We start from the raw sequence: 26,124 nt of genomic DNA, 5'->3' as shown, positions 1-26,124 counted from the left end.
ACGGGCGAGGCGCCTTTGAAGCGCACCCGCCCGGAATTTCTTTCCGTTTTCAGCTAATCCCGGGGTGGGGAAGCTTAGAAACGGAAGTGCGAGAACGCCTTGTTGGCTTCTGCCATCCGGTGAACTTCGTCGCGCTTCTTCATCGCGCCGCCACGGCCTTCGGCCGCTTCGGAGAGCTCACCTGCCAGACGCAGGGCCATCGACTTCTCGCTGCGCTTCTTCGCGGCTTCACGCAGCCAACGCATCGCCAATGCCATACGACGCGACGGGCGCACTTCGACCGGAACCTGATAGTTCGCACCACCAACGCGGCGGCTCTTCACTTCGACCACCGGCTTGACGTTGTTGAGCGCCACCGTGAACACTTCCAGCGGGTCCTTGCCACCCTTGGTCTGGATCTGTTCGAAAGCGCCGTACACGATACGCTCGGCAACCGACTTCTTGCCGGAGAGCATCAGCACGTTCATGAATTTTGCTACATCAACGTTGCCAAACTTCGGATCCGGCAACACTTCCCGCTTGGGGACTTCGCGACGACGCGGCATGTTTCTTCCTTTACTTTTCAGTTGGAGCTGTTTACAGCCCCGCGGCCACCAACTAACCCGATTCATCCGTAAGACTAACCAGCCTGGTCGGGTGACCACTTACTCGATAGCGCCGGCGATTCCGGCACCATCGCTATTACCGCCTTTGCAGGCGACCTGAAACTGCGATCGACCGGCTAAATTACTTGCCAGCCTTGGCACGCTTCGCACCGTACTTCGAGCGAGCCTGCTTACGATCCTTGACGCCCTGGGTATCCAACGAGCCGCGAACCATGTGGTAACGCACACCCGGCAAGTCCTTCACACGGCCGCCGCGAATCAGCACGACCGAGTGTTCCTGCAGGTTGTGGCCTTCGCCACCAATGTACGAAATGACTTCGAAGCCGTTCGTCAGACGAACCTTGGCGACCTTACGGAGTGCCGAGTTCGGCTTCTTCGGCGTCGTGGTGTACACACGGGTGCACACGCCCCGACGCTGGGGGCAGTCCTGCAAAGCCGGGCTCTTGCTCTTCGTCGTTTCCGACGTGCGGCCTTTGCGAACCAGTTGATTGATGGTTGGCATTGATTATTCCTGAAATTGAACAAAATCGACGCATCGGTTTCCGGGCAAAGCGGAAACGCCCGCGCATCGAACTTCCGGCTGGCCCGCTCACGCACGAACTGAAGTTGCGCGTAGGCATTCCAAGAACCGGAACCTAACATAATATTCCGAAAATACTAAGGGAGTCAACAGGTTGCGGTGTTTCGCCCGTGTCAATCCGGCTCAACAGCCAGACGACGTCAGTCTGCCGCTACGACGTGCAGCAATTCGTCGCCGAAACGGTCCAGTTTACGCGCCCCCATGCCCGGAATCCCGCGCAGACCGTCGATCGAATCGGGGCCGAGACGGGCGATTTCCGCGAGCGTCGCGTCATGGAAAATCACATAAGCCGGCACTCCGTCGCTCTTCGCGGTTTCTGTGCGCCACATGCGTAGGCGCTCCCAGCGGGCCCGCTCGCGAGGGCCCATGCCAATGGTCGGATCGGCGCGCTCGCTCGTACGACCCGACGATTGACGCGTGCGTGTCGGCTTGACGTAGCGACGCATCGTCACCTTCTGCTCGCCCTTGAGCACCGGCTTGCTCGCCTCCGTCAGCACGAGCGAACCGAAGCCCTCGTGGTCGACCGTCAGGTAACCGAACGCGACGAGTTGGCGAAAGATCGCACGCCACTCCGGCTCACCGAGCGCCGCGCCGATACCGAACGTGGTCAGCTTCTCGTGGCCGCGCTGCAGGATTTTTTCGCTGCGGTTGCCACGCAAAATATCTATCAGGTGTCCGGCTCCGAAATGAAAGCCGCTCGCACGCTGCGCGCGAAACACGCACGACAGCGCCATCTGAGCCTCGCGCGTTGCATCCCAGGTCGGCGGCGGCTCGAGGCAGTTGTCGCAGTTGCCGCACGGCTGGCTCGTTTCGCCGAAGTACGCGAGCAGGCGCACCCGCCGGCAAGTCGCCGTTTCGCACAAACCGAGCAGCGCGTCGAGCTTGCCGGTCTGGACGCGCTTGTGCGCGTCGTCTGCTTCGGATTCGTCGATCATCTTGCGCTGCTGCACGACGTCGCCGAGCCCGTAGGCCATCCACGCGTTCGACGGCAGTCCGTCGCGGCCCGCGCGGCCGGTCTCCTGGTAGTACCCTTCCACGCTCTTGGGCAAATCCAGATGCGCGACGAACCGCACGTCGGGTTTGTCGATGCCCATGCCGAACGCAATCGTCGCGCACATCACGATGCCTTCCTCGCGCTGGAACATCTCCTGATGTTTCTGGCGCACCTCGAACTCCATGCCGGCGTGGTACGGCAGCGCGCGCATGCCCTTTTCCTTCAGCCACTCCGCGGTTTCCTCGACCTTGCGGCGCGACAGGCAATAAACGACGCCCGCGTCGGTCGTACCGTCGGCTTTCGTATGCTCGGCGCGGATGAAGTCGAGCAGTTGCGTGCGCGCGTTGTCTTTTTCGGCGATGCGATAGCGGATGTTCGGCCGATCGAAACTCGACACGAACACGCGCGCGTCTTCGAGCGCGAGACGGTGGATGATTTCGTCGCGTGTGATCGCGTCGGCGGTCGCCGTCAGCGCGATGCGCGGGACATTCGGAAAGCGCTCGTGCAGCACCGACAGCTGAATATATTCGGGCCGGAAATCGTGTCCCCATTGCGACACGCAGTGCGCTTCGTCGATCGCGAAAAGACCGATGCGCGTGCGTTCGAGCAGTTCCTGGAAGCGCGGCGTCATCAGCCGCTCCGGTGCGACGTAGAGCAGATCGATGTCGCCGTCGCGGAGCGCCCGCTCGGTGGCCACCGCCTCCGCGCTCGACAACGTTGAGTTCAGGTACGCGGCCCGCACGCCGACTTCGGTCAGCGCGGCCACCTGATCCTGCATCAGCGCGATCAGTGGCGACACCACGATGCCGGTGCCAAAGCCGCGTTCGCGCCGCACCAGCGACGGGATCTGATAGCACAGCGATTTGCCGCCGCCCGTCGGCATCAGCACAAGGCAATCGCCACCGTCGGCGACGTGCTCGACAATTTCGCCCTGCTGCCCTCTGAACGCGGGATAACCAAAGACTTCATTGAGGATTTCGAGCGGTCGGGACATGTATTTGAGAGAGACGGCGAAAGGAACGGCACGCAGGCGGTGAGACGAATTTTACCAACCCATTCGTGCCGCGCCCGCGCTTTGCGACAACGTTAGCCATCGGGCCTAGGACGAATGGCACTTACTTAAGCCCGTGGAGCGTGCCCATATTTTTGGACGCGCTCACGTGCGATGTGACGAGGCTCTTTCAGCCATGGGTAGGACTTCGGTCTTCGTTTGCGCATTCGTGGTTCGATGCGACCGGGGCGACTCCCAACGCAAGACTGCGTGATCAGGTTGAACAGGAGACTCTGGTTGTGAGTTGCCGTCAGACCTCTGGCCAGCCATTCAGTCCATAACTGCACCGTGTGTTTGAAACTCAGTGTTCTCGGGTCAGTGGCATGGTGACTGGCGGCCTGAGCCATCAGCAGCCGAATCACGTTGTAGGCCAGCAGATGGACCCAGATCTCCTTTTCGTTCATGTGGGCAGTCTGGCAATGCAGCACATCCATGCCCATCGTCGTCTTGATGTTACGTAGATCCAGTTCCACGTTCCAGCGCCTGGCGTACAACTGCGAGAGGTCCTGTTTGCTGGTCTTGCGTGCATCAAGCATCGTGGTGACCAGCACCCGGTGATGCAGCCTGGACTCGCGCACCATCAGTTCATCGGGGAAGGCCTGGTACTGCTCATGCGTCATCCAGTCGGGACGCTGCCGGGGTTTGGGCCACGTCACAATGTGATCGCGCGTGCCCAGGGACCGGCCTCGCCGAAAGTCGGTGCGGCGTGCCCCATGCTGTTCCATCACGACGTCCACCCCGGCGGCGATCATTGAGGCCATCAGAAAGTAGTGGCAGTACAAGGCATCGGCGACGATCACGTCACCTTTGCGAAACGTGCCTTGCAGCATGCGAAACGCCGTCAGCTCCCCGCTGCCTTTGCCCGCGTAAGTTCCGACCGCCGACTCCAGTACTGCGCCGCTTGCCAGACAGATCACCGCAACCAGATAGGCCAATGGAAAGCCCACTCCTTCGGCCTGAGCACTGGACTGCGGGAAACGGGCCTGGTTCGACGGCGTATCGGGCATCGAGATCCCGGTGCCGTCAACCAGCTTGACCGGGCGCCCGCGCCACTTCCAGGCAGGCTCGGCCTGCTCATGCAGTTGGCGCCCCGTCTCGCGCGCCAACTCCCGCACCATCGTCAGCGGCAGTCTCTGGCGAGCGCGGCAGTAGCCTCCCGTACGCACACTCATGGGCCGCAGCCCGTCGGCAGCTCGCTGCGCCGCCCACCCGTTGACTGCCTTCTGACAGGAGGCGTCCTCTTCCAGCGCCTGGCGCATGAACATCGACAGTGTCACCGTCGGCGGATACAGCCGTTCCCGATGTTCTGGCAAATACGCTTCCGTTATGCCCAACAGCCCCGGGCTCGTCAGTATGTTGAAGTAGTCTACCGCCTGGGCCCTGCACGCCCGGCTTTGAACCCTGCTTCGTGTTTGCCTGTGATGACTTCGTGCATTACGATCCATGGGGGCTGATCTTTGGAATGAGACGGTGTTTGCCTGGTAACAACCATCGTATCAATCCCTGGATCAGCCCCCTCCCTTTCTCTTCAAGCACTTACCCGCGTCTTCTCCTCCATGTAGGCTTAAGTAAGTGCCATTCGGCCTAGGACTGCTCCGGCACTTGGCACCCATGCACGCGCAAAAAGAGCAAAAAAAACCGCTCAGTCGAAACTGAGCGGCCTTCGTGGCTCGTAAGGCAAGGCGGCTTGCGCCGCCAGCACTTACTCGCCCGAGTGTTGCTGTTCGGCAGCCGGCGTTTCCGGCGTACCGAATTCGAACGACTCTTCCGCTGCGATCTGATCGAAACGCTCGCGGTCGGCCAGTTCCTTGCTCTTGCGCGCCTTGTGGAACGCGAGACCCGTACCGGCCGGAATCAGGCGGCCGACGATCACGTTTTCCTTCAGGCCACGCAGGTCGTCGCGCTTGCCCATGATCGCCGCTTCGGTCAGCACGCGGGTCGTTTCCTGGAACGACGCCGCGGAGATGAACGAATCGGTCGACAGCGACGCCTTCGTGATACCGAGCAGCACGTTTTCGTACGTTGCCGGACGCTTGTCTTCCGCGATCATACGGTCGTTCTCGTCGAGCATGTCCGACCGCTCGACCTGTTCGCCCGGGATGAAACGCGTATCGCCGTTGTCCGAAATCTGCACGCGGCGCAGCATCTGACGGACGATCACTTCGATGTGCTTGTCGTTGATCTTCACGCCTTGCAGACGGTACACGTCCTGCACTTCGTCCACGATGTAGCGCGACAGCGCCTCGACGCCCTGCAGACGCAGGATGTCGTGCGGATCCGCCGGTCCGTCGACGATCATTTCGCCCTTGTTGACGACCTGACCATCGTGCACCAGAACCTGCTTTTCCTTCGCGATCAGGAACTCGTGCTGGTTGCCCTCGAGGTCCGTGATAACGAGACGCTGCTTGCCCTTCGTGTCCTTACCGAACGACGTCGTACCCGTGACTTCCGCCAGGATACCCGCGTCCTTCGGCGAACGTGCTTCGAACAGTTCCGCCACACGCGGCAGACCACCGGTAATGTCACGCGTCTTCTGCGATTCGGTCGGGATACGTGCGAGCACTTCGCCGACCTGCACCTGCTGACCGTCCTTCACGGTGATCAGCGCGCCGACCTGGAAGCCGATCTGCACCGAGTGCTCGGTGTTCGGGATCTTCACTTCCTCGCCGTTCGCATCCAGCAGCTTGACCTGCGGACGCACCGTCTTCGACGCCTGCGAACCACGACGCTTCACGTCGATCACGACGAGCGTGGACAGACCCGTCACGTCGTCGATCTGTTTCGCGACCGTCACGCCTTCCTCGACGTTCTCGAACTTCACCGTACCACCGTACTCGGTGATGATCGGACGCGTCATCGGATCCCACGTGGCCAGTTGCGTGCCAGCCTTGATCTGCGCACCGTCGAGCTGCAGCAGCGTGGCGCCGTACGGCACCTTGTGACGCTCGCGCTCGCGGCCGTGATCGTCGGTGATCATCGCTTCACCCGAACGCGAGATGACGATCTGCTCGCCCTTCGCATTCGTGACGTAACGCATCGTCGACGTGAAACGCACCGTACCGTTCGACTTCGCTTCGACCGACGATGCCACCGCCGCACGCGACGCCGCGCCACCGATGTGGAACGTACGCATCGTGAGCTGCGTGCCCGGTTCACCGATTGACTGCGCCGCGATCACGCCGACCGCTTCGCCGACGTTCACCAGCGAGCCGCGGCCGAGGTCGCGACCGTAGCAGGCCGCGCACAGACCGTAGCGCGTTTCGCAGGTCAGCGGCGTGCGTACCCGCACTTCGTCGATGCCGAGGCGTTCGATGTCTTCGACCGCGTCTTCGTCGAGCAGTGTGCCCGCTTCGAACAGCGTTTCCTGCGATTCCGGGTTGACGATGTCAGCCACGGCCACGCGACCCAGGATACGGTCACGCAGCGCTTCGACCACTTCACCGCCTTCCACGAGCGCCTTCATCGCCACGCCGTTCGACGTGCCGCAATCTTCCTCGACGACGACCAGATCCTGCGTCACGTCGACGAGACGACGCGTCAGGTAACCCGAGTTCGCGGTCTTCAGTGCCGTATCAGCCAGACCCTTACGTGCACCGTGGGTCGAGATGAAGTACTGCAACACGTTCAGACCTTCGCGGAAGTTCGCCGTAATCGGCGTCTCGATGATCGAGCCGTCCGGCTTCGCCATCAGACCGCGCATACCGGCCAGCTGACGGATCTGAACCGCGGAACCACGAGCGCCTGAGTCCGCCATCATGTAGATGGAGTTGAACGACTCCTGACGCGTCTGGTTGCCGTCGCGGTCCGTGACCGGTTCCGTCGACAGCTGCTCCATCATTGCCTTGCCGACCGCTTCCGACGTCGCCGACCAGATGTCGACCACGTTGTTGTAGCGCTCCTGCGCAGTGACGAGACCCGACATGTACTGACGGTCGTATTCCTTCACCTTCTTCGCGGCGTCGCCAACGATGGTTTCCTTCTGCGGCGGTACGAGCATGTCGTCGACGCAAATCGAAATACCAGCGCGCGTTGCCAGACGGAAGCCCGACTGCATCAGTTGGTCGGCGAAAATCACCGTCTCACGCAGACCGCACTTGCGGAACGCGGTGTTGATCAGACGCGAGATTTCCTTCTTCTTCAGCGGCTTGTTCAGCACCGAGAACGGCAGACCCGGCGGCAGGATTTCCGACAGGATCGAGCGGCCAACCGTGGTCGCATACAGCGTGATCTTCGGTACGAACACCGGGCCGCCTTCCGACTTGTCTTCGTTGTGGACCATTTCGGTGATCCGCACGTTGACGCGCGAGGCCAGTTCGACTTCCTTGTTCTCGTACGCGCGCAGCACTTCCGACACGCCCGTGAACGTCAGGCCTTCGCCCTTGCCGTTCACCGCTTCACGCGTCGCGTAGTACAGGCCGAGCACGATATCCTGCGACGGCACGATCGACGGATCGCCGTTAGCCGGGAACAGTACGTTGTTCGACGCGAGCATCAGCGTGCGCGCTTCCATCTGCGCTTCGAGCGACAGCGGCACGTGAACGGCCATCTGGTCACCGTCGAAGTCGGCGTTGAACGCCGCGCAAACGAGCGGGTGCAGCTGGATTGCCTTACCTTCGATCAGCACCGGCTCGAAAGCCTGGATGCCGAGACGGTGCAGCGTCGGCGCACGGTTCAGCATGACCGGATGTTCGCGGATCACCTCTTCGAGGATGTCCCACACCACCGGTGTCTGGTTCTCGACCTCCTTCTTCGCAGCCTTGATGGTGGTAGCGACACCCATCACTTCGAGCTTGTTGAAGATGAACGGCTTGAACAGTTCGAGCGCCATCAGCTTCGGCAGACCGCACTGATGCAGCTTCAGCGTCGGGCCGACCACGATCACCGAACGGCCCGAGTAGTCGACACGCTTACCGAGCAGGTTCTGACGGAAGCGACCGCCCTTACCCTTGATCATGTCCGCGAGCGACTTTAGCGGACGCTTGTTCGCACCGGTCATCGCCTTGCCGCGACGGCCGTTGTCGAGCAGCGAGTCGACGGCTTCCTGCAGCATCCGCTTTTCGTTGCGGACGATGATTTCAGGCGCCTTCAGCTCGAGCAAACGCTTCAACCGGTTGTTACGGTTGATCACGCGGCGATACAGGTCGTTCAGATCCGACGTCGCGAAACGGCCGCCGTCGAGCGGGACGAGCGGACGCAGTTCCGGCGGCAGCACCGGCAGCACTTCGAGGACCATCCAGTCCGGCTTGATGCCCGAACGCTGGAACGCCTCGAGCACTTTCAGGCGCTTCGCGTACTTCTTGATCTTCGCTTCCGAGCCGGTGTTCTTGAGCTCCGTGCGCAGCAGCTCGACCTGCTCGTCGATGTTGATCGCGCGCAGCAGTTCGCGAATACCTTCCGCGCCCATTTCGGCACGGAATTCGTCGCCGTATTCCTCGACCTTGTTGTAGTAATCCTCTTCGGTCATGATCTGCCGCGCTTTCAGCGGCGTCATGCCCGGATCGATCACCACGTATGCTTCGAAGTACAGCACGCGCTCGATGTCGCGCAGCGTCATGTCGAGCACCATGCCCAGACGCGACGGCAGCGACTTCAGGAACCAGATGTGCGCGACCGGCGAGGCCAGCTCAATGTGGCCCATTCGCTCACGACGCACCTTCGCGAGCGTCACTTCGACGCCGCACTTCTCGCAGATCACGCCGCGGTGCTTCAGGCGCTTGTACTTGCCGCAAAGGCATTCGTAGTCCTTGATCGGACCGAAAATCTTCGCGCAGAACAGACCATCGCGCTCCGGCTTGAACGTGCGGTAGTTGATGGTTTCCGGCTTCTTGACTTCACCGAACGACCACGAACGGATCTTGTCCGGCGAGGCCAGACCGATCTTGATCGCGTCGAAAACTTCAGGTTGTTGGACTTGCTTGAATAGATCGAGCAAAGCTTTCATCGCTTCTCTCCAGTAGTCCGATTAGTTCCGGTCCAGGTCGATGTCGATACCCAGCGACCGGATTTCCTTCACCAACACGTTGAACGACTCAGGCATGCCGGCATCGATCACGTGATCGCCCTTGACCAGGTTCTCGTACACCTTGGTCCGGCCCGTCACGTCGTCCGACTTCACCGTCAGCATTTCCTGCAGCACGTACGATGCGCCGTACGCTTCGAGCGCCCACACTTCCATTTCACCGAAACGCTGGCCACCGAACTGCGCCTTACCGCCCAACGGCTGCTGCGTGACGAGCGAGTACGGGCCTGTGGAACGCGCGTGCATCTTGTCGTCGACCAGGTGGTGCAGCTTCAGGTAGTGCATGTAGCCGACCGTCACCGTACGTTCGAACATCTCGCCCGTGCGACCGTCGAACAGACGCACCTGGTTCTTCGACGGCGTCATGCCGAGGTTTTCAGCGATGTCGTCCGGGAACGCCAGATCGAGCGCGCGGGACATTTCTTCTTCCGTCGCACCGTCGAACACCGGCGTTGCGAACGGCACGCCTTCGCGCAGGTTCTTCGCCAGTTCGAGGATTTCGTCGTCGCTGAAGCTGTCCAGCTCTTCGGCGCGGCCCGATTCGTTGTAGATCTTGATCAGGAATTCGCGCAGTTCAGCGATCTTCGCCTGACGCTGCAGCATTTCGCCGATACGCCAGCCGAGACCCTTCGCGGCCCAACCCAGATGCACTTCGAGAACCTGACCCACGTTCATCCGCGACGGCACGCCGAGCGGGTTCAGAACGACGTCAGCCGGACGGCCGTCGGCCATGTACGGCATGTCTTCGATCGGCACGATCTTCGACACGACACCCTTGTTACCGTGACGGCCTGCCATCTTGTCGCCAGGCTGCAGACGGCGCTTCACCGCCAGATACACCTTGACCATCTTCAGCACGCCCGGCGGCAGTTCGTCGCCTTGCGTGAGCTTCTTGCGCTTCTCTTCGAACGCGAGGTCGAACTGGTGACGCTTCTCTTCGATCGAGTTCTTGATCGCTTCGAGCTGGGCCGCTGCTTCTTCATCCGCGAGGCGGATGTCGAACCAGTGATAGTGGTCCAGATCTTCGAGGTAAGCGCGGTCGATCTTCGTGCCCTTCGCGAGCTTCTTCGGACCGCCGTTCACCACCTTGCCTTCGAGCATGCGTGCGAGACGCTGGAACGCATCGCCTTCCACGATACGCAACTGGTCGTTCAGGTCGAGACGATAGCGCTTCAGTTCATCGTCGATGATCTGTTGCGCGCGCTTGTCGCGCTGGATGCCTTCACGCGTGAATACCTGCACGTCGATCACAGTGCCGCTCATGCCCGACGGCACGCGCAGCGACGTGTCCTTCACGTCCGACGCCTTCTCACCGAAGATCGCGCGCAGCAGCTTTTCTTCCGGCGTGAGCTGGGTTTCGCCCTTCGGCGTGACCTTGCCGACCAGCACGTCGCCCGCCTCGACTTCCGCGCCGATGTACACGATGCCCGACTCGTCGAGGCGGCCAAGCTGCACTTCGGCGAGATTCGAGATGTCGCGCGTGATTTCTTCCGGTCCGAGCTTCGTGTCGCGTGCAACGACGTTCAGTTCTTCGATGTGAATCGACGTGTAACGGTCGTCCGCAACGACCTTCTCCGAAATCAGGATGGAGTCTTCGAAGTTGTAGCCGTTCCATGGCATGAACGCGATCAGCATGTTCTGGCCGAGCGCGAGCTCGCCCAGATCGGTCGATGCGCCGTCAGCCAGCACGTCGCCGCGCGCAACCTTGTCGCCCATCTTCACGATCGGACGTTGGTTGATGTTCGTGTTCTGGTTCGAACGCGTGTACTTGATCAGATTGTAGATGTCGACGCCGACTTCACCCGCGACCGCTTCGTCGTCGTTCACGCGAATTACGATACGGCCCGCGTCGACGTAATCGACCACACCGCCACGCAGTGCCTGAACCGTCGTGCCCGAGTCGACCGCCACGGTGCGTTCGATACCCGTACCGACGACCGGCTTTTCCGGACGCAGACACGGGACGGCCTGACGCTGCATGTTCGAGCCCATCAATGCGCGGTTCGCGTCGTCGTGCTCGAGGAACGGAATCAGCGAAGCTGCGACCGACACGATCTGCGACGGCGCCACGTCCATGTACTGAATGCGGTCCGGCGTGACCATCAGCGTTTCGCCCGCTTCACGCGACGACACGAGTTCGTCGGTCAGCGTGCGGTCGTCGGCCACCGCCGCGTTCGCCTGAGCGATCACGTAACGGCCTTCTTCGATCGCCGACAGATAGTCAATCTGGTCGGTCACCTTGCCGTCCGCCACCTTGCGATATGGCGTTTCGAGGAAGCCGTATTCGTTCAGGTGCGCGTACAGAGCGAGCGAGTTGATCAGACCGATGTTCGGACCTTCCGGCGTTTCAATCGGGCACACACGGCCGTAGTGAGTTGGGTGCACGTCGCGGACTTCGAAGCCGGCGCGCTCACGAGTCAGACCGCCCGGGCCTAGTGCAGAAACACGACGCTTGTGCGTGATTTCCGACAGCGGATTGGTCTGGTCCATGAACTGCGACAGCTGCGACGACCCGAAGAACTCGCGAATCGCCGACGAGATCGGCTTCGAGTTGATCAGGTCGTGCGGCATCAAGTTTTCGCTTTCGGCCTGGCCGAGGCGTTCCTTCACAGCACGTTCGACACGCACGAGGCCCGCGCGGAACTGGTTCTCAGCGAGTTCGCCGACGCAGCGCACACGACGGTTGCCGAGGTGGTCGATGTCGTCCACTTCGCCCTTGCCGTTGCGCAGCTCGACGAGGATCTTGATCGTCGCGAGAATGTCGTCGTCCTGCAGCGTCATCGGACCGACGATTTCATCACGGCCGACGCGCCGGTTGAACTTCATACGACCCACCTTCGACAGGTCGTACGCTTCTTCGCTGTAGAACAGACGGTTGAACAGTGCCTCGACCGCTTCTTCCGTCGGCGGCTCGCCCGGACGCATCATGCGGTAGATCGCGATACGTGCGGCCATCTTGTCGGCCGTTTCGTCGATACGCAGCGTCGACGAGATGTACGGACCTTGGTCCAGATCGTTCGTGTAGAGCGTCTGGATGTCCTTGATCTTCGCTTCGCGCAGCTTCTCGAGCACGGATTCGGTAATTTCGTCGTTGGCGTTCGCGATGACTTCACCCGTATCGCCGTCGATCACGTTCTTCGCGAGCACGCGGCCGAGCAGATAATCTTCCGGCACCGAGATGAACTTGGTCTTCGCGTTATCGAGGTCGCGAATGTGCTTGGCGTTGATCCGCTTGTCCTTCTGGACGATCACGTTGCCATCGCGGTCCGTGATATCGAAGCGCGCGACTTCACCGCGCAAACGCTCCGGCACGAATTCCATCTGCGCGCCTTCCGGCATCAGCGTGAAATTGTCGAACACGAAGAAGTTTGCGAGGATCTGTTCCGGCGTCAGGCCGATTGCCTTTAGCAGGATCGTAACCGGCATCTTACGACGACGGTCGACGCGGAAGTACAGCACGTCCTTCGGGTCGAACTCGAAGTCGAGCCACGAGCCACGGTAGGGAATGATACGTGCCGAAAACAGCAGCTTGCCCGAGCTGTGCGTCTTGCCCTTGTCGTGTTCGAAGAAAACACCCGGCGAACGGTGCAACTGCGAAACGATCACACGTTCCGTGCCGTTGATGACGAACGAACCGGTCGGCGTCATGAGCGGGATTTCGCCCATGTACACTTCCTGTTCCTTCACTTCTTTGACGACCGGCTTGCTCGGTGATTCTTTGTCGAGCAGCACCAGACGCACCTTGGCGCGCAGCGCCGAGCAGTACGTCAGACCGCGCTGCTGGCATTCCTTGATGTTGAATGCCGGCGGCGACAGCATGTAGCTGACGAACTCAAGGCGCGCGAAGCCGTTGTGCGAAACGATCGGAAAAACGGAAGTAAACGCGGCCTGCAAGCCTTCCGGCTTGCGTTGCGTAGATGACGTATCTGCTTGCAGAAACGTGCTGAATGATTCAAGCTGGGTAGCCAGCAGGAAAGGTACTTGGTGAACGATGGGGCGCTTCGCAAAACTCTTGCGAATACGCTTCTTCTCGGTGAAGGAATATTGCATACGATCTCCGAATCACGGCGGGCATAGTTGTCGAGGCAGGATACCTTGATGAGACAACCCGAGTGTTCACCGACTGAGACCCGATGGCCGTCCGATGGCTTGAACGAGCCTAGAAGCTTGGTGGTTGGCCGCTACCAACCGCTGGCTGACGGCAGCGGATGCCTGTGTTGCCCGCTACCCGACCAAACTTGCCTTCTGCAGTCGCTTCAGAAGACAAAGAGAAATGCCGGTCAAAATTACCGTGGGCGTTTTTCTTTGGCTTCTGGGAATCACATTCCTGCCGGCATACGCCCGCAAAAACGCGTCCTCCACAAAGCACAAAAAGGCCGGCGGTGAAAAACCGCCAGCCTTCGCACAGCGCGTTGAAGCTTACTTGATTTCAACCTTCGCGCCGGCTTCTTCCAGCTTCTTCTTGGCTTCTTCAGCAGCAGCCTTGGGCACCGCTTCCTTAACGGGCTTCGGTGCACCGTCGACCAGATCCTTCGCTTCCTTCAGGCCGAGACCCGTCAGTTCGCGAACAGCCTTAATGACCGAAACCTTGTTTGCACCGGTTTCAGCCAAGATGACCGTGAATTCGGTCTGCTCTTCAGCAGCAGCAGCGCCGCCGGCTGCACCTGCCGGGCCAGCCACTGCAACAGCAGCTGCCGAGACGCCAAACTTTTCTTCGAACGCCTTGACCAACTCGTTCAGTTCCAGAACCGACATCGAGCCTACGGCTTCGAGGATGTCTTCTTTTGCGATTGCCATTTGAAATACTCCTAAATTGAATTCGGATACAGCCAGCGATCAATCACGCTCGACTGAAGTGCATTACGCAGCGGCTTCTTCGCCTTGCTTCTTTTCTGCCAGCGCGGCCAGAGCGCGCGCGAAGCCAGAAACAGGTGCCTGCATAACGTACAACAGCTTGGAGAGCAGTTCTTCGCGGCTCGGGATGCTTGCCAGCGCTTGCACGCCCGCCTTGTCCATCACCTTGCCTTCGTAGGAACCAGCCTTGATGACCAACTTGTCATTGCTCTTGCTGAAGTCATTGACGACCTTAGCAGCAGCAATCGCATCTTCCGAGATGCCGTAGATCAGGGGGCCAGTCATCTGCTCTGCCAGCGGAGCAAACGGGGTACCCTCGACGGCGCGACGCGCCAGCGTGTTCTTCAACACGCGAAGGTAAACCTGTTGCTCACGCGCTTTCGCGCGCAGCTTGGTCAGATCGCCAACCGCGATTCCACGATACTCAGCCAGAACCACGGTCTGAGCTTTCGCGACTTGCGCGGCAACCTCAGCGACGACGGCCTGCTTGCTTTCTTTGTTTAGTGGCACGGTTAACCTCCAGATTCGATACACGCAGCGTGCGCCTTGTGTACCGCATTCAATAACGGCGTCCGACCAGTCAGGAGTATTTCGACCGTCAAAAATCCGTATCGCTACAGACATCGAACGGCTTCATCACTACAAAACCTTTTCGGGTTCGCCATCTGCGTTGGCTTTACATTAAGGACCCGCCTACTTGCTGCGTGCCCACCAACGGTCTTTGACAACCGGTCGCGCGATGCAGACTGCCACCTCGCAACCGCCCAAAGCCCTTAGAAGCCGCCCCAACTCGCGCCGGAGCGGCGAAATTCATTACTGGGCAGCGATCGACGTCTGGTCGACACGAACACCAACACCCATCGTGCTCGACAGAGCGACCTTGCGCAGATACACGCCCTTGCTCGTTGCCGGCTTCGCCTTCTGCAGCGCTTCGATCAGCGCATTCAGGTTGTTGCGCAGTGCTGCCGGTTCAAACGAAGCGCGGCCGATCGTTGCGTGGATAATGCCGGCCTTGTCGACACGGAATTGCACCTGACCAGCCTTGGCGTTCTTGACCGCGGTCGCGACGTCCGGCGTGACCGTGCCAACCTTCGGGTTCGGCATCAGGCCACGCGGGCCGAGAATCTGCCCGAGCGTACCGACGATACGCATCGTGTCCGGCGAAGCGATCACGATGTCGAAGTTCAGGTTCCCGGCCTTGACCTGTTCGGCCAGGTCTTCCATACCGACGACGTCAGCACCAGCGGCACGAGCCTGCTCAGCCTTTTCGCCCTGCGCGAACACAGCGACGCGGACCGACTTACCGGTACCAGCGGGCAGCACGACCGAGCCGCGAACCACTTGATCCGACTTCTTTGCGTCAATGCCGAGTTGCACGGCGACGTCGATCGACTCGTCGAACTTCGCGCTTGCGCATTCCTTCACGAGCGACAGAGCGTCTTCGATCGGGTACAGCTTCTGACGATCCACTTTGGCTGCAAATGCTTGCAGACGCTTCGAAAGCTTAGCCATTTACACGCCCTCCACGGTGATGCCCATCGAGCGGGCGCTACCAGCGATCGTACGAACCGCTGCGTCCAGATCAGCAGCCGTCAGATCGGGCATCTTAGTCTTGGCGATATCTTCAGCTTGAGCGCGGGTGATCTTGCCCACTTTGTCGGTATGCGGCTTGCTCGAACCCTTATCGAGCTTCGCTGCCTTCTTGATCAGAACCGTAGCCGGCGGCGTCTTCAGAACGAACGTGAAGCTCTTGTCCGCGAATGCCGTGATCACGACAGGAATCGGCAGACCCGGTTCCATCGCTTGAGTCTGCGCGTTGAACGCCTTGCAGAACTCCATGATGTTCAGGCCGCGCTGACCCAGTGCCGGACCAACCGGCGGCGACGGATTGGCTTTACCTGCAGGAATCTGCAGCTTGATAAAGCCGATAATTTTCTTTGCCATTTCGAGAACCTCTGTGGAACGCCGCCTTACGGGCGGACGCTCAGTGAGTAGTAGCGCGTGTTCGCCGACAAACTGGCTAGTTACGCTCCTCAACGGCCATTACGCGGACCGTAAGCGCGAAATACGGAACGCACCTAGCGGTGCGTTCCGTAAAATCTAGACTACAACTTTTCGACTTGGCCGAATTCCAACTCGACCGGCGTTGCGCGGCCGAAGATTGTAACGGAAACACGGACTCGCGACTTTTCGTAGTTCACTTCTTCGACGCTGCCGTTGAAATCTGTGAACGGGCCTTCTTTCACGCGCACCATCTCGCCCACCTCAAACAGGGTCTTCGGACGCGGCTTCTCCACGCCCTCCTGCATCTGCGACATGATCTTTTCAACTTCCCGAGGGGAGATCGGGCTCGGCCGATTACGCGCCCCGCCGACGAAGCCGGTCACCTTCGCCGTATTTTTGACGAGGTGCCACGTTTCGTCTGTCATTTCCATTTCGACTAAAACATAGCCCGGGAAGAAACGACGTTCGGTTACTGATTTGTGACCGCCCTTTACCTCAACAACCTCTTCCGTTGGAACGAGGATCTGGCCGAACTGATCCTGCATACCAGCCCGCTCGATGCGCTCCTGAAGCGCTCGTTGCACGCTCTTCTCCATACCGGAATATGCGTGCACTACGTACCAACGTTTGCCGCTCGGGGATGCCGGAGTATCACTCATATCATTTCCAACCCAGAATCGCCGAGAAAATCGCCCACTCAATGGATTTATCACAAACCCAGAGGAAGATAGCCATCACGACTACGAAGCCGAAGACCACGAGTGTTGTTTGGGTCGCCTCTTTGCGACTCGGCCAGACTACCTTGCGGACCTCTTTGTATGAGTCATTGGCGAAAGCGATGAAACCCTTGCCAGGCGCCGAGAGAAGACCGACTACGACACCCGCGATCGCACCAACAGCCAAGGCGGCTCCGCGGATGTACCATTCCTGGCCATTAAGCCAGAAGAACCCCACGAACCCGGCCAAGACCAGCAACACACCTGCGATCAACATCAACTTGTCGCCGGATGTATTTACAGTTTCGACGGAAGGATTCGCCATAACACCTTAACAAGCGCCACTACGGCGCGATAGTTGGCAGGGGCAGAGGGAATCGAACCCCCAACCTTCGGTTTTGGAGACCGACGCTCTGCCAGTTGAGCTATACCCCTAAACCATTTGGGGTTGACGACACCGCCAACCCCGATACAACCGATTGTCGAGAACTCTCTGGCGTTACTCGATGATCTTGGCGACGACACCAGCGCCGACCGTACGGCCACCTTCGCGAATTGCGAAGCGCAGACCTTCTTCCATCGCGATCGGGTTGATCAGTTTCACCGTGATCGACACGTTGTCGCCCGGCATCACCATTTCCTTGTCCTTCGGCAGCTCGATCGAGCCCGTCACGTCCGTCGTACGGAAGTAGAACTGCGGACGGTAGTTGTTGAAGAACGGCGTGTGACGGCCGCCTTCGTCCTTGCTCAGCACGTACACTTCAGCCGTGAAGTGCGTGTGCGGGTTGATCGAACCCGGCTTGGCCAGAACCTGACCACGCTCCACGTCTTCACGCTTCGTGCCGCGCAGCAGGATACCAACGTTGTCGCCTGCCTGACCCTGGTCGAGCAGCTTGCGGAACATTTCCACGCCCGTGCAGGTCGTCTTGGCCGTTGCGCGGATACCGACGATCTCGATTTCCTCGCCAACCTTGATCACGCCGCGCTCGACGCGACCCGTCACCACCGTGCCGCGACCCGAGATCGAGAACACGTCTTCCACCGGCATCAGGAACGCACCGTCAACCGCGCGCTCCGGCGTCGGGATGTACGTGTCCAGCGCATCGGCCAGGTTCATGATCGCCACCTCGCCCAGCTCGCCCTTGTCGCCTTCCAGCGCCAGCTTGGCCGAACCCTTGATGATCGGCGTCTCGTCGCCCGGGAAGTCGTACTTCGACAGAAGTTCGCGAACTTCCATCTCGACGAGCTCCAGCAGCTCGGCGTCGTCCACCATGTCGCACTTGTTCAGGAACACGATGATGTACGGAACGCCAACCTGACGCGCCAGCAGGATGTGCTCACGCGTTTGCGGCATCGGGCCGTCGGCAGCCGAGCACACCAGGATTGCGCCGTCCATCTGCGCCGCGCCCGTGATCATGTTCTTCACGTAGTCTGCGTGGCCCGGGCAGTCGACGTGTGCGTAGTGGCGGTTAGCCGTTTCGTACTCGACGTGCGCGGTGTTGATGGTAATGCCACGCGCCTTTTCTTCCGGCGCCGCGTCGATCTGGTCGTACGCCTTCGCTTCGCCGCCAAACTTCTGCGTCAGGACCGTCGTGATCGCTGCCGTCAGCGTGGTCTTGCCGTGGTCAACGTGACCGATCGTGCCCACGTTCACGTGCGGCTTGGTCCGCTCAAACTTACCCTTGGCCATTTTCGACTCCTAAGAGGATTTTCCGTACGTTGCGCCGGGCGCAAACAATCACCGATTACTTCTGGTGCCCATGGGCAGGATCGAACTGCCGACCTCTCCCTTACCAAGGGAGTGCTCTACCACTGAGCCACATGGGCGCTACCTCTGTGTTGCTGGAGCGGGTGAAGGGAATCGAACCCTCGTCGTAAGCTTGGAAGGCTTCTGCTCTACCATTGAGCTACACCCGCAAGGATCATGGATTCCCAACAACTGCTACATCGTGCATTCTGGTGGAGGAGGTTGGATTCGAACCAACGTAGGCGTAAGCCAACAGATTTACAGTCTGCCCCCTTTAGCCACTCGGGCACCCCTCCGCAGAGAACTGACGATTATGGGGGAACAATGTCTCTTTGTCAAGGGCTGCTTGACCGTTCCGATCCCAACGCTCTCACTTATATAGTGATTGGCTGTTAGCCGTTCGTAAACGCAAAAACCCCACCGCGGCGGGTGGGGTTTCTGACTGGAGGGGAGCCTGACGATTACCTACTTTCACACGGGCAATCCGCACTATCATCGGCGTGGAGTCGTTTCACGGTCCTGTTCGGGATGGGAAGGGGTGGGACCGACTCGCTATGGTCATCAGGCATGACGGGTTGCTGCGTCGCAGGGCTGGAGTCAACCGGTTGCGCCACAGCCAATCGGGAAGAAGCGTAAAGGATTCGAGTGTGGGGGGTTGTGTTGTTTCTGGCACAACACTGAATCCCAACCGTGCGTTTCTGTGAGCTCCCGCGGGAGGTCACACAAATCCCCTTCGGGGATCGGACCCGCGTAAGTGCTGAAGCACTCACGCGGGTCGAGACACACCTGTTATAGGATCAAGCCTTACGGGCAATTAGTATCAGTTAGCTCAGTACATTACTGTACGTGCACACCTGACCTATCAACGTCCTGGTCTTGAACGACCCTTCAAGGGGCTCGAAGCCCCGGGGATATCTCATCTTAAGGCGAGTTTCCCGCTTAGATGCTTTCAGCGGTTATCTCTTCCGAACATAGCTACCCGGCGATGCCACTGGCGTGACAACCGGTACACCAGAGGTTCGTCCACTCCGGTCCTCTCGTACTAGGAGCAGCCCCCTTCAAATATCCAGCGCCCACGGCAGATAGGGACCAAACTGTCTCACGACGTTTTAAACCCAGCTCACGTACCTCTTTAAATGGCGAACAGCCATACCCTTGGGACCGGCTACAGCCCCAGGATGAGATGAGCCGACATCGAGGTGCCAAACACCGCCGTCGATATGAACTCTTGGGCGGTATCAGCCTGTTATCCCCAGAGTACCTTTTATCCGTTGAGCGATGGCCCTTCCATACAGAACCACCGGATCACTATGACCTGCTTTCGCACCTGTTCGACTTGTCAGTCTCACAGTCAAGCACGCTTATGCCATTGCACTATCAGCACGATTTCCGACCGTACCTAGCGTACCTTCGTACTCCTCCGTTACACTTTGGGAGGAGACCGCCCCAGTCAAACTGCCTACCATGCACTGTCCCCGACCCGGATCACGGGCCAAGGTTAGAACCTCAAACAGATCAGGGTGGTATTTCAAGGACGGCTCCATTGAGACTGGCGTCCCAACTTCATAGCCTCCCACCTATCCTACACAGACCGGTTCAAAGTCCAATGCAAAGCTACAGTAAAGGTTCATGGGGTCTTTCCGTCTAGCCGCGGGGAGATTGCATCATCACAAACACTTCAACTTCGCTGAGTCTCGGGAGGAGACAGTGTGGCCATCGTTACGCCATTCGTGCAGGTCGGAACTTACCCGACAAGGAATTTCGCTACCTTAGGACCGTTATAGTTACGGCCGCCGTTTACCGGGACTTCAATCAGGAGCTTGCACCCCATCATTTAATCTTCCGGCACCGGGCAGGCGTCACACCCTATACGTCCACTTTCGTGTTTGCAGAGTGCTGTGTTTTTATTAAACAGTCGCAGCCACCAGTTTATTGCAACCCTTTCACCCTTCTGGCGCAGGCCAGTCAGGCTATGAGGGCGTACCTTATCCCGAAGTTACGGTACCAATTTGCCGAGTTCCTTCTCCCGAGTTCTCTCAAGCGCCTTAGAATACTCATCTCGCCCACCTGTGTCGGTTTGCGGTACGGTCACTGTGAAACTGAAGCTTAGAGGCTTTTCCTGGAACCCCTTCCAGTTGCTTCGCCACCGAAGTGGCTCGCCTCGCACCCTTGAATTCTGCGCCCGGATTTGCCAAAGCGCCTTCTCCAATGCAAGGACCGGGACTTCCAACACCCGGACAACCTTCCGCGATCCGTCCCCCCATCGCATTTCACAATGGTGCAGAAATATTAATCTGCTTCCCATCAGCTACGCATTTCTGCCTCGCCTTAGGGGCCGACTCACCCTACGCCGATGAACGTTGCGTAGGAAACCTTGGGCTTACGGCGAGGGGGCCTTTCACCCCCTTTATCGCTACTCATGTCAGCATTCGCACTTCCGATACCTCCAGCACACTTTCCAGTGCACCTTCGCAGGCTTACGGAACGCTCTCCTACCATGCACATTACTGTGCATCCGCAGCTTCGGTATATGGCTTAGCCCCGTTACATCTTCCGCGCAGGACGACTCGATCAGTGAGCTATTACGCTTTCTTTAAAGGGTGGCTGCTTCTAAGCCAACCTCCTGACTGTTTTAGCCTTCCCACTTCGTTTCCCACTTAGCCATATTTGGGGACCTTAGCTGGCGGTCTGGGTTGTTTCCCTCTTGACACCGGACGTTAGCACCCGATGTCTGTCTCCCGTGATTGCACTCTTCGGTATTCGGAGTTTGCTATGGCGTAGTAATCCGCAATGGACCCCACAACCATGACAGTGCTCTACCCCCGAAGGTGATACACGAGGCACTACCTAAATAGTTTTCGGAGAGAACCAGCTATTTCCAGGTTTGTTTAGCCTTTCACCCCTATCCACAGCTCATCCCCTAACTTTTCAACGTTAGTGGGTTCGGTCCTCCAGCACGTGTTACCGTGCCTTCAACCTGGCCATGGATAGATCACCTGGTTTCGGGTCTACACCCAGCGACTGGACGCCCTGTTCGGACTCGCTTTCGCTACGCCTGCCCTAATCGGTTAAGCTCGCCACTGAATGTAAGTCGCTGACCCATTATACAAAAGGTACGCCGTCACCCCTTCGCAGAGGCTCCGACTGTTTGTATGCATGCGGTTTCAGGATCTGTTTCACTCCCCTCCCGGGGTTCTTTTCGCCTTTCCCTCACGGTACTGGTTCACTATCGGTCGATCACGAGTATTTAGCCTTGGAGGATGGTCCCCCCATCTTCAGACAGGATTTCACGTGTCCCGCCCTACTTCTCGTACACCCAGTTCTTCCATGCTGTTTTCGTCTACAGGGCTATCACCTGCTATGGCCGCACTTTCCAGAGCGTTCGACTAACAATACAGATAACGTGTACCGGCTGATCCCATTTCGCTCGCCACTACTCTGGGAATCTCGGTTGATTTCTTTTCCTGCGGTTACTTAGATGTTTCAGTTCACCGCGTTCGCCTCACGTAGCCTATGGATTCAGCTACGGATACTCCATTAGGAGTGGGTTTCCCCATTCGGACATCTCCGGATCAATGCTCGTTTGCCAGCTCCCCGGAGCTTTTCGCAGGCTACCGCGTCCTTCATCGCCTGTGATCGCCAAGGCATCCACCACATGCACTTGTTCGCTTGACCCTATAACGGGTGTGTCTCTGTGTCGACCCACGCTAGCGCTTTAGCGCTTACGTGGGTCCCATCCCCGCAGGGGATAGACGCACTCGCTACAGGTTGAGTATTCGTGTTGCGCCGTATTCCAAAGCAATCTTTCGATCACCTTTAAAATACATCGATACAATCACAACCCTGATTCACCTACTCCGCACCCATCTCCAGGTGCCTTTCGTGAATCTCTTTACTACTTCTTCCTGATTGTTAAAGAACGGCAGCCGGTATGAAGCCTGTGCCTCATACCGCTCTGACTGGCTCAATCGCCAATGCAAAGTACTCAGCATCACTTCGTGCTGAACCCTTGGCATTGAGGATTGGTGGAGGATGACGGGATCGAACCGACGACCCCCTGCTTGCAAAGCAGGTGCTCTCCCAGCTGAGCTAATCCCCCAGTCTCACAGATACTCCAGCGGCCCCAGCCCTTCAGCTCACCAGACAAGACACTGGTGGGTCTGGATGGATTCGAACCATCGACCCCCGCCTTATCAAGACGGTGCTCTAACCGGCTGAGCTACAGACCCCTGAGCCTGCCTGCGTTTCTTCTAACCACAGCCGATAAGCGTGAGCACTTGAGTGCAATGAATGCACAGCTCTGGAAAGGAGGTGATCCAGCCGCACCTTCCGATACGGCTACCTTGTTACGACTTCACCCCAGTCATGAATCCTACCGTGGTGACCGTCCTCCTTGCGGTTAGACTAGCCACTTCTGGTAAAACCCACTCCCATGGTGTGACGGGCGGTGTGTACAAGACCCGGGAACGTATTCACCGCGGCATGCTGATCCGCGATTACTAGCGATTCCAGCTTCACGCACCCGAGTTGCAGAGTGCGATCCGGACTACGATCGGTTTTCTGGGATTGGCTCCACCTCGCGGCTTGGCAACCCTCTGTTCCGACCATTGTATGACGTGTGAAGCCCTACCCATAAGGGCCATGAGGACTTGACGTCATCCCCACCTTCCTCCGGTTTGTCACCGGCAGTCTCCCTGGAGTGCTCTTGCGTAGCAACTAGGGACAAGGGTTGCGCTCGTTGCGGGACTTAACCCAACATCTCACGACACGAGCTGACGACAGCCATGCAGCACCTGTGTTATGGCTCCCTTTCGGGCACTCCCGCCTCTCGGCAGGATTCCATACATGTCAAGGGTAGGTAAGGTTTTTCGCGTTGCATCGAATTAATCCACATCATCCACCGCTTGTGCGGGTCCCCGTCAATTCCTTTGAGTTTTAATCTTGCGACCGTACTCCCCAGGCGGTCAACTTCACGCGTTAGCTACGTTACCAAGCCAATGAAGGCCCGACAACCAGTTGACATCGTTTAGGGCGTGGACTACCAGGGTATCTAATCCTGTTTGCTCCCCACGCTTTCGTGCATGAGCGTCAGTATTGGCCCAGGGGGCTGCCTTCGCCATCGGTGTTCCTCCACATCTCTACGCATTTCACTGCTACACGTGGAATTCCACCCCCCTCTGCCATACTCCAGCGCTGCAGTCACCAATGCAGTTCCCAGGTTAAGCCCGGGGATTTCACATCGGTCTTACAGCACCGCCTGCGCACGCTTTACGCCCAGTAATTCCGATTAACGCTCGCACCCTACGTATTACCGCGGCTGCTGGCACGTAGTTAGCCGGTGCTTATTCTTCCGGTACCGTCATCCCTCTCGGATATTAGCCACGAGGTTTTCTTTCCGGACAAAAGTGCTTTACAACCCGAAGGCCTTCTTCACACACGCGGCATTGCTGGATCAGGCTTGCGCCCATTGTCCAAAATTCCCCACTGCTGCCTCCCGTAGGAGTCTGGGCCGTGTCTCAGTCCCAGTGTGGCTGGTCGTCCTCTCAGACCAGCTACAGATCGTCGGCTTGGTAGGCCTTTACCCCACCAACTACCTAATCTGCCATCGGCCGCCCCTTGAGCGCGAGGTCCCGAAAGATCCCCCGCTTTCCTCTCCCGAGCGTATGCGGTATTAATCCGGCTTTCGCCGGGCTATCCCCCACTCCAGGACACGTTCCGATGTATTACTCACCCGTTCGCCACTCGCCACCAGACCGAAGTCCGTGCTGCCGTTCGACTTGCATGTGTAAGGCATGCCGCCAGCGTTCAATCTGAGCCAGGATCAAACTCTTCAGTTCAAACCTGTTACTGTGTTCGGGCTCTCTCGAACCCGGTCGCTCACTCAACGTACTGACGATGATTGATCCGTCTTTCGACAGACAAACCTTCCTCTAATACTGTGTGAGGCTTCTGATACTTCTGCCTGACAGCAGACTCCGGAGAATCCGCCGCCGCATTCCGCATCAAGCGCCCACACTTATCGACTGTTAGTTTTTAAAGATCGGTCCGCCAAACCCGCCGCGCCTGAACCACCACTACCCGGCACCGCTTCGTTTGCGTCGCTGCGTCTGCAGCAGAGAAACGAGATTATGGAGACTCTCTCGCGTCTCGTCAATACCCGTTTTTGCTTTCGCTTAAAAAAGTTGCCGCTCACTTCCGGGTCGCATCCACCACGACCTCGACAGGAACTGCAGCGGCCATAGCCGCGTAGCCCGCGTCGCTCGGATGGATGTGATCGCCGCTATCGAAAGCGCGCTGCAGACGCTTCGGCTGCGCCCGATCGCGCAACGCCGCGTCGAAGTCGACGACGCCATCGAAAGCACGACTAGTTCGGATCCACTGATTAACCGCGAGTCGGATGTTTTCCCGCTCCGGTGGCAGCGACGCCGGCGTCAGCGTCGCGCCGAACATCTTGACACCGTTGCGCCGCGCGGCCGCGATCACTCGCTGGTAACCGGCGATCAGATCGGCAGCCGTGACCGACGTATGAGGAAAATCGCAGTCGAGCCCGCCATGAGGCGGCATTGCCGCAAAGTTGATGTCGTTGATGCCAATCAGCAGGATCGCCGCTTTGACGCCTGGACGTCGCAAAACGTCGCGCTCGAAGCGGCTCGCAAGCGCGTCGCCATAGCAAGGCGAGTCGCTCAGGAGCCGGTTGCCGCTGATGCCGAGATTCACGATCGCGGTCGACTGCGCGCCGCTGGCCGCCAGCCGCCGAGCCAGCGCATCCGGCCAGCGACGGTTCTGGTTGAGGGTGGAGCGCATGCCGTCGGTGATCGAGTCGCCGATCGCGGCCACGGCAAGCGACGGTGCCGCCGTCTCCACCGACAAACCCGTGACCCACACATATTGCGTGAAGCGTCCGGGAAACGCCGTGGCGGACGCGTCGGTGGTGTGATTGCCGGGCCCGGACACATAATTCACCTGATTCGACACTCGGTGCCATGCGACGATCCGCTGCTCCGGTCCCACGAACGCACTGATCGCATATGGCGCGCCCTCGACGACATCGATCGCGACCGGATCGCTGTCCACCTCGCCGCCAGGCGGAACGCTGACCGCGCCCTTACCGCCAAACGTCACCCGACTGCCGGCGCCCTCGACTGCTGCCGCGCCACCGGCGGAGCGCGCGATGCGCAGTTCGTCGATGACGAGAGGCGTCTTGCCATACGCATTGCTCAGATGAATTCGCGCCACCCTCCCCGACAACGTCGGATACATGATTTGCCGAACGGTGCGCCCGGCGACTTCCGGCGCGCGATACAGCGGTGGCAACTCGACCCGCTGTGGAATCGGTTGCAGCGCGGTCGCCCAAACGGCGACCCAATGCTCGGACGCTTCGGCAGCGAACGCACTCGAGGAAACGACAAACGGGGCAAATTGGGCAAGCAGCGCCGCGCCGCATGCGGCAGCCAAGGTGCGAATGGTCATTCGGAGGATCGGTTCGAGGCGAAACGCGCATTGTGCCCGAACGACGCGGCAAGCGCCGGCAATCGCCGGCAGGTCCGCTTACCC

14 protein-coding genes, 6 tRNA genes and 3 rRNA genes are annotated in these 26,124 nt (G+C 59.1%); all 23 read right to left on the bottom strand.

From position 1 onward, the window contains the following. Positions 1 to 74: 74 nt before the first annotated feature. On the bottom strand, positions 75 to 545 hold the full coding sequence (rpsG, locus tag OKW39_RS13480) for a 30S ribosomal protein S7 (protein ID WP_006053291.1): 471 nt from the start codon (positions 543 to 545) through the stop codon (positions 75 to 77). 181 nt (positions 546 to 726) lie between these two features. Next, complete coding sequence (gene rpsL / locus OKW39_RS13475) at positions 727 to 1,107, bottom strand: 30S ribosomal protein S12 (protein ID WP_006053290.1); 381 nt, start codon at positions 1,105 to 1,107, stop codon at positions 727 to 729. Positions 1,108 to 1,325: 218 nt separating this feature from the next. Next, a complete protein-coding gene (gene recQ, locus OKW39_RS13470) occupies positions 1,326 to 3,173 on the bottom strand; it encodes a DNA helicase RecQ (protein ID WP_429335413.1) in 1,848 nt (615 codons plus the stop codon). 125 nt (positions 3,174 to 3,298) lie between these two features. Beyond that, positions 3,299 to 4,675, bottom strand: coding sequence for an IS4 family transposase (locus tag OKW39_RS13465; RefSeq protein ID WP_090800641.1), 1,377 nt, complete (start codon positions 4,673 to 4,675; stop codon positions 3,299 to 3,301). 257 nt (positions 4,676 to 4,932) lie between these two features. After that, entirely contained in the window at positions 4,933 to 9,171 is a 4,239-nt protein-coding gene (gene rpoC, locus OKW39_RS13460) for a DNA-directed RNA polymerase subunit beta' (protein WP_429562868.1), read from the bottom strand. A 21-nt stretch (positions 9,172 to 9,192) separates the two neighbouring features. Then, the gene (gene rpoB, locus OKW39_RS13455; protein ID WP_090802173.1) at positions 9,193 to 13,299 is read right to left on the bottom strand and encodes a DNA-directed RNA polymerase subunit beta; all 4,107 of its coding nucleotides are present in this window, start codon (positions 13,297 to 13,299) and stop codon (positions 9,193 to 9,195) included. A 369-nt stretch (positions 13,300 to 13,668) separates the two neighbouring features. Continuing rightward, positions 13,669 to 14,046 carry a 50S ribosomal protein L7/L12 gene (gene rplL / locus OKW39_RS13450; protein WP_018420143.1) on the bottom strand — a complete coding sequence of 126 codons (378 nt, stop codon included), beginning with the start codon at positions 14,044 to 14,046 and terminating at the stop codon, positions 13,669 to 13,671. 63 nt (positions 14,047 to 14,109) lie between these two features. After that, complete coding sequence (rplJ, locus tag OKW39_RS13445) at positions 14,110 to 14,613, bottom strand: 50S ribosomal protein L10 (protein WP_062129470.1); 504 nt, start codon at positions 14,611 to 14,613, stop codon at positions 14,110 to 14,112. 303 nt (positions 14,614 to 14,916) lie between these two features. Next, positions 14,917 to 15,615: a 50S ribosomal protein L1 gene (rplA, locus tag OKW39_RS13440; RefSeq protein ID WP_090802175.1), complete on the bottom strand. Its 699-nt coding sequence runs from the start codon at positions 15,613 to 15,615 to the stop codon at positions 14,917 to 14,919. Then, positions 15,616 to 16,047 (bottom strand): 50S ribosomal protein L11, encoded by a 432-nt coding sequence (gene rplK, locus OKW39_RS13435; RefSeq protein ID WP_008922976.1) that lies wholly within the window; start codon positions 16,045 to 16,047, stop codon positions 15,616 to 15,618. A gap of 161 nt (positions 16,048 to 16,208) precedes the next feature. Continuing rightward, on the bottom strand, positions 16,209 to 16,766 hold the full coding sequence (gene nusG, locus OKW39_RS13430; protein WP_075303275.1) for a transcription termination/antitermination protein NusG: 558 nt from the start codon (positions 16,764 to 16,766) through the stop codon (positions 16,209 to 16,211). 1 nt (position 16,767) lies between these two features. Continuing rightward, a complete protein-coding gene (gene secE, locus OKW39_RS13425) occupies positions 16,768 to 17,148 on the bottom strand; it encodes a preprotein translocase subunit SecE (RefSeq protein WP_090802176.1) in 381 nt (126 codons plus the stop codon). Positions 17,149 to 17,182: 34 nt separating this feature from the next. After that, a tRNA-Trp gene (locus OKW39_RS13420) sits at positions 17,183 to 17,258 on the bottom strand. Positions 17,259 to 17,322: 64 nt separating this feature from the next. Then, positions 17,323 to 18,513, bottom strand: coding sequence for an elongation factor Tu (gene tuf / locus OKW39_RS13415; RefSeq protein WP_090802167.1), 1,191 nt, complete (start codon positions 18,511 to 18,513; stop codon positions 17,323 to 17,325). A gap of 62 nt (positions 18,514 to 18,575) precedes the next feature. Beyond that, a tRNA-Thr gene (locus tag OKW39_RS13410) sits at positions 18,576 to 18,650 on the bottom strand. 16 nt (positions 18,651 to 18,666) lie between these two features. Further along, positions 18,667 to 18,740 (bottom strand) — tRNA-Gly (locus OKW39_RS13405). 40 nt (positions 18,741 to 18,780) lie between these two features. Beyond that, a tRNA-Tyr gene (locus OKW39_RS13400) sits at positions 18,781 to 18,866 on the bottom strand. Between the two features lie 156 nt (positions 18,867 to 19,022). Beyond that, a 5S ribosomal RNA gene (gene rrf / locus OKW39_RS13395) occupies positions 19,023 to 19,136 on the bottom strand. A gap of 227 nt (positions 19,137 to 19,363) precedes the next feature. Then, positions 19,364 to 22,245, bottom strand: a 23S ribosomal RNA gene (locus OKW39_RS13390). Between the two features lie 348 nt (positions 22,246 to 22,593). Next, a tRNA-Ala gene (locus tag OKW39_RS13385) sits at positions 22,594 to 22,669 on the bottom strand. 53 nt (positions 22,670 to 22,722) lie between these two features. Continuing rightward, a tRNA-Ile gene (locus OKW39_RS13380) sits at positions 22,723 to 22,799 on the bottom strand. Between the two features lie 75 nt (positions 22,800 to 22,874). Then, positions 22,875 to 24,407 (bottom strand): 16S ribosomal RNA (locus tag OKW39_RS13375). The 16S, 23S and 5S rRNA genes sit together here with 5 tRNA genes alongside, the layout of an rRNA operon. 352 nt (positions 24,408 to 24,759) lie before the next feature. Then, complete coding sequence (locus OKW39_RS13370; RefSeq protein ID WP_429562867.1) at positions 24,760 to 26,040, bottom strand: SGNH/GDSL hydrolase family protein; 1,281 nt, start codon at positions 26,038 to 26,040, stop codon at positions 24,760 to 24,762. Positions 26,041 to 26,124: the final 84 nt, after the last annotated feature.

This window comes from Paraburkholderia sp. MM6662-R1 (genome assembly GCF_050436245.1).
Lineage (GTDB): Bacteria > Pseudomonadota > Gammaproteobacteria > Burkholderiales > Burkholderiaceae > Paraburkholderia > Paraburkholderia tuberum.
The sequence above is the reverse complement of the archived record's forward strand: the minus strand, read 5'-3'. Positions and strand labels throughout refer to the sequence as shown.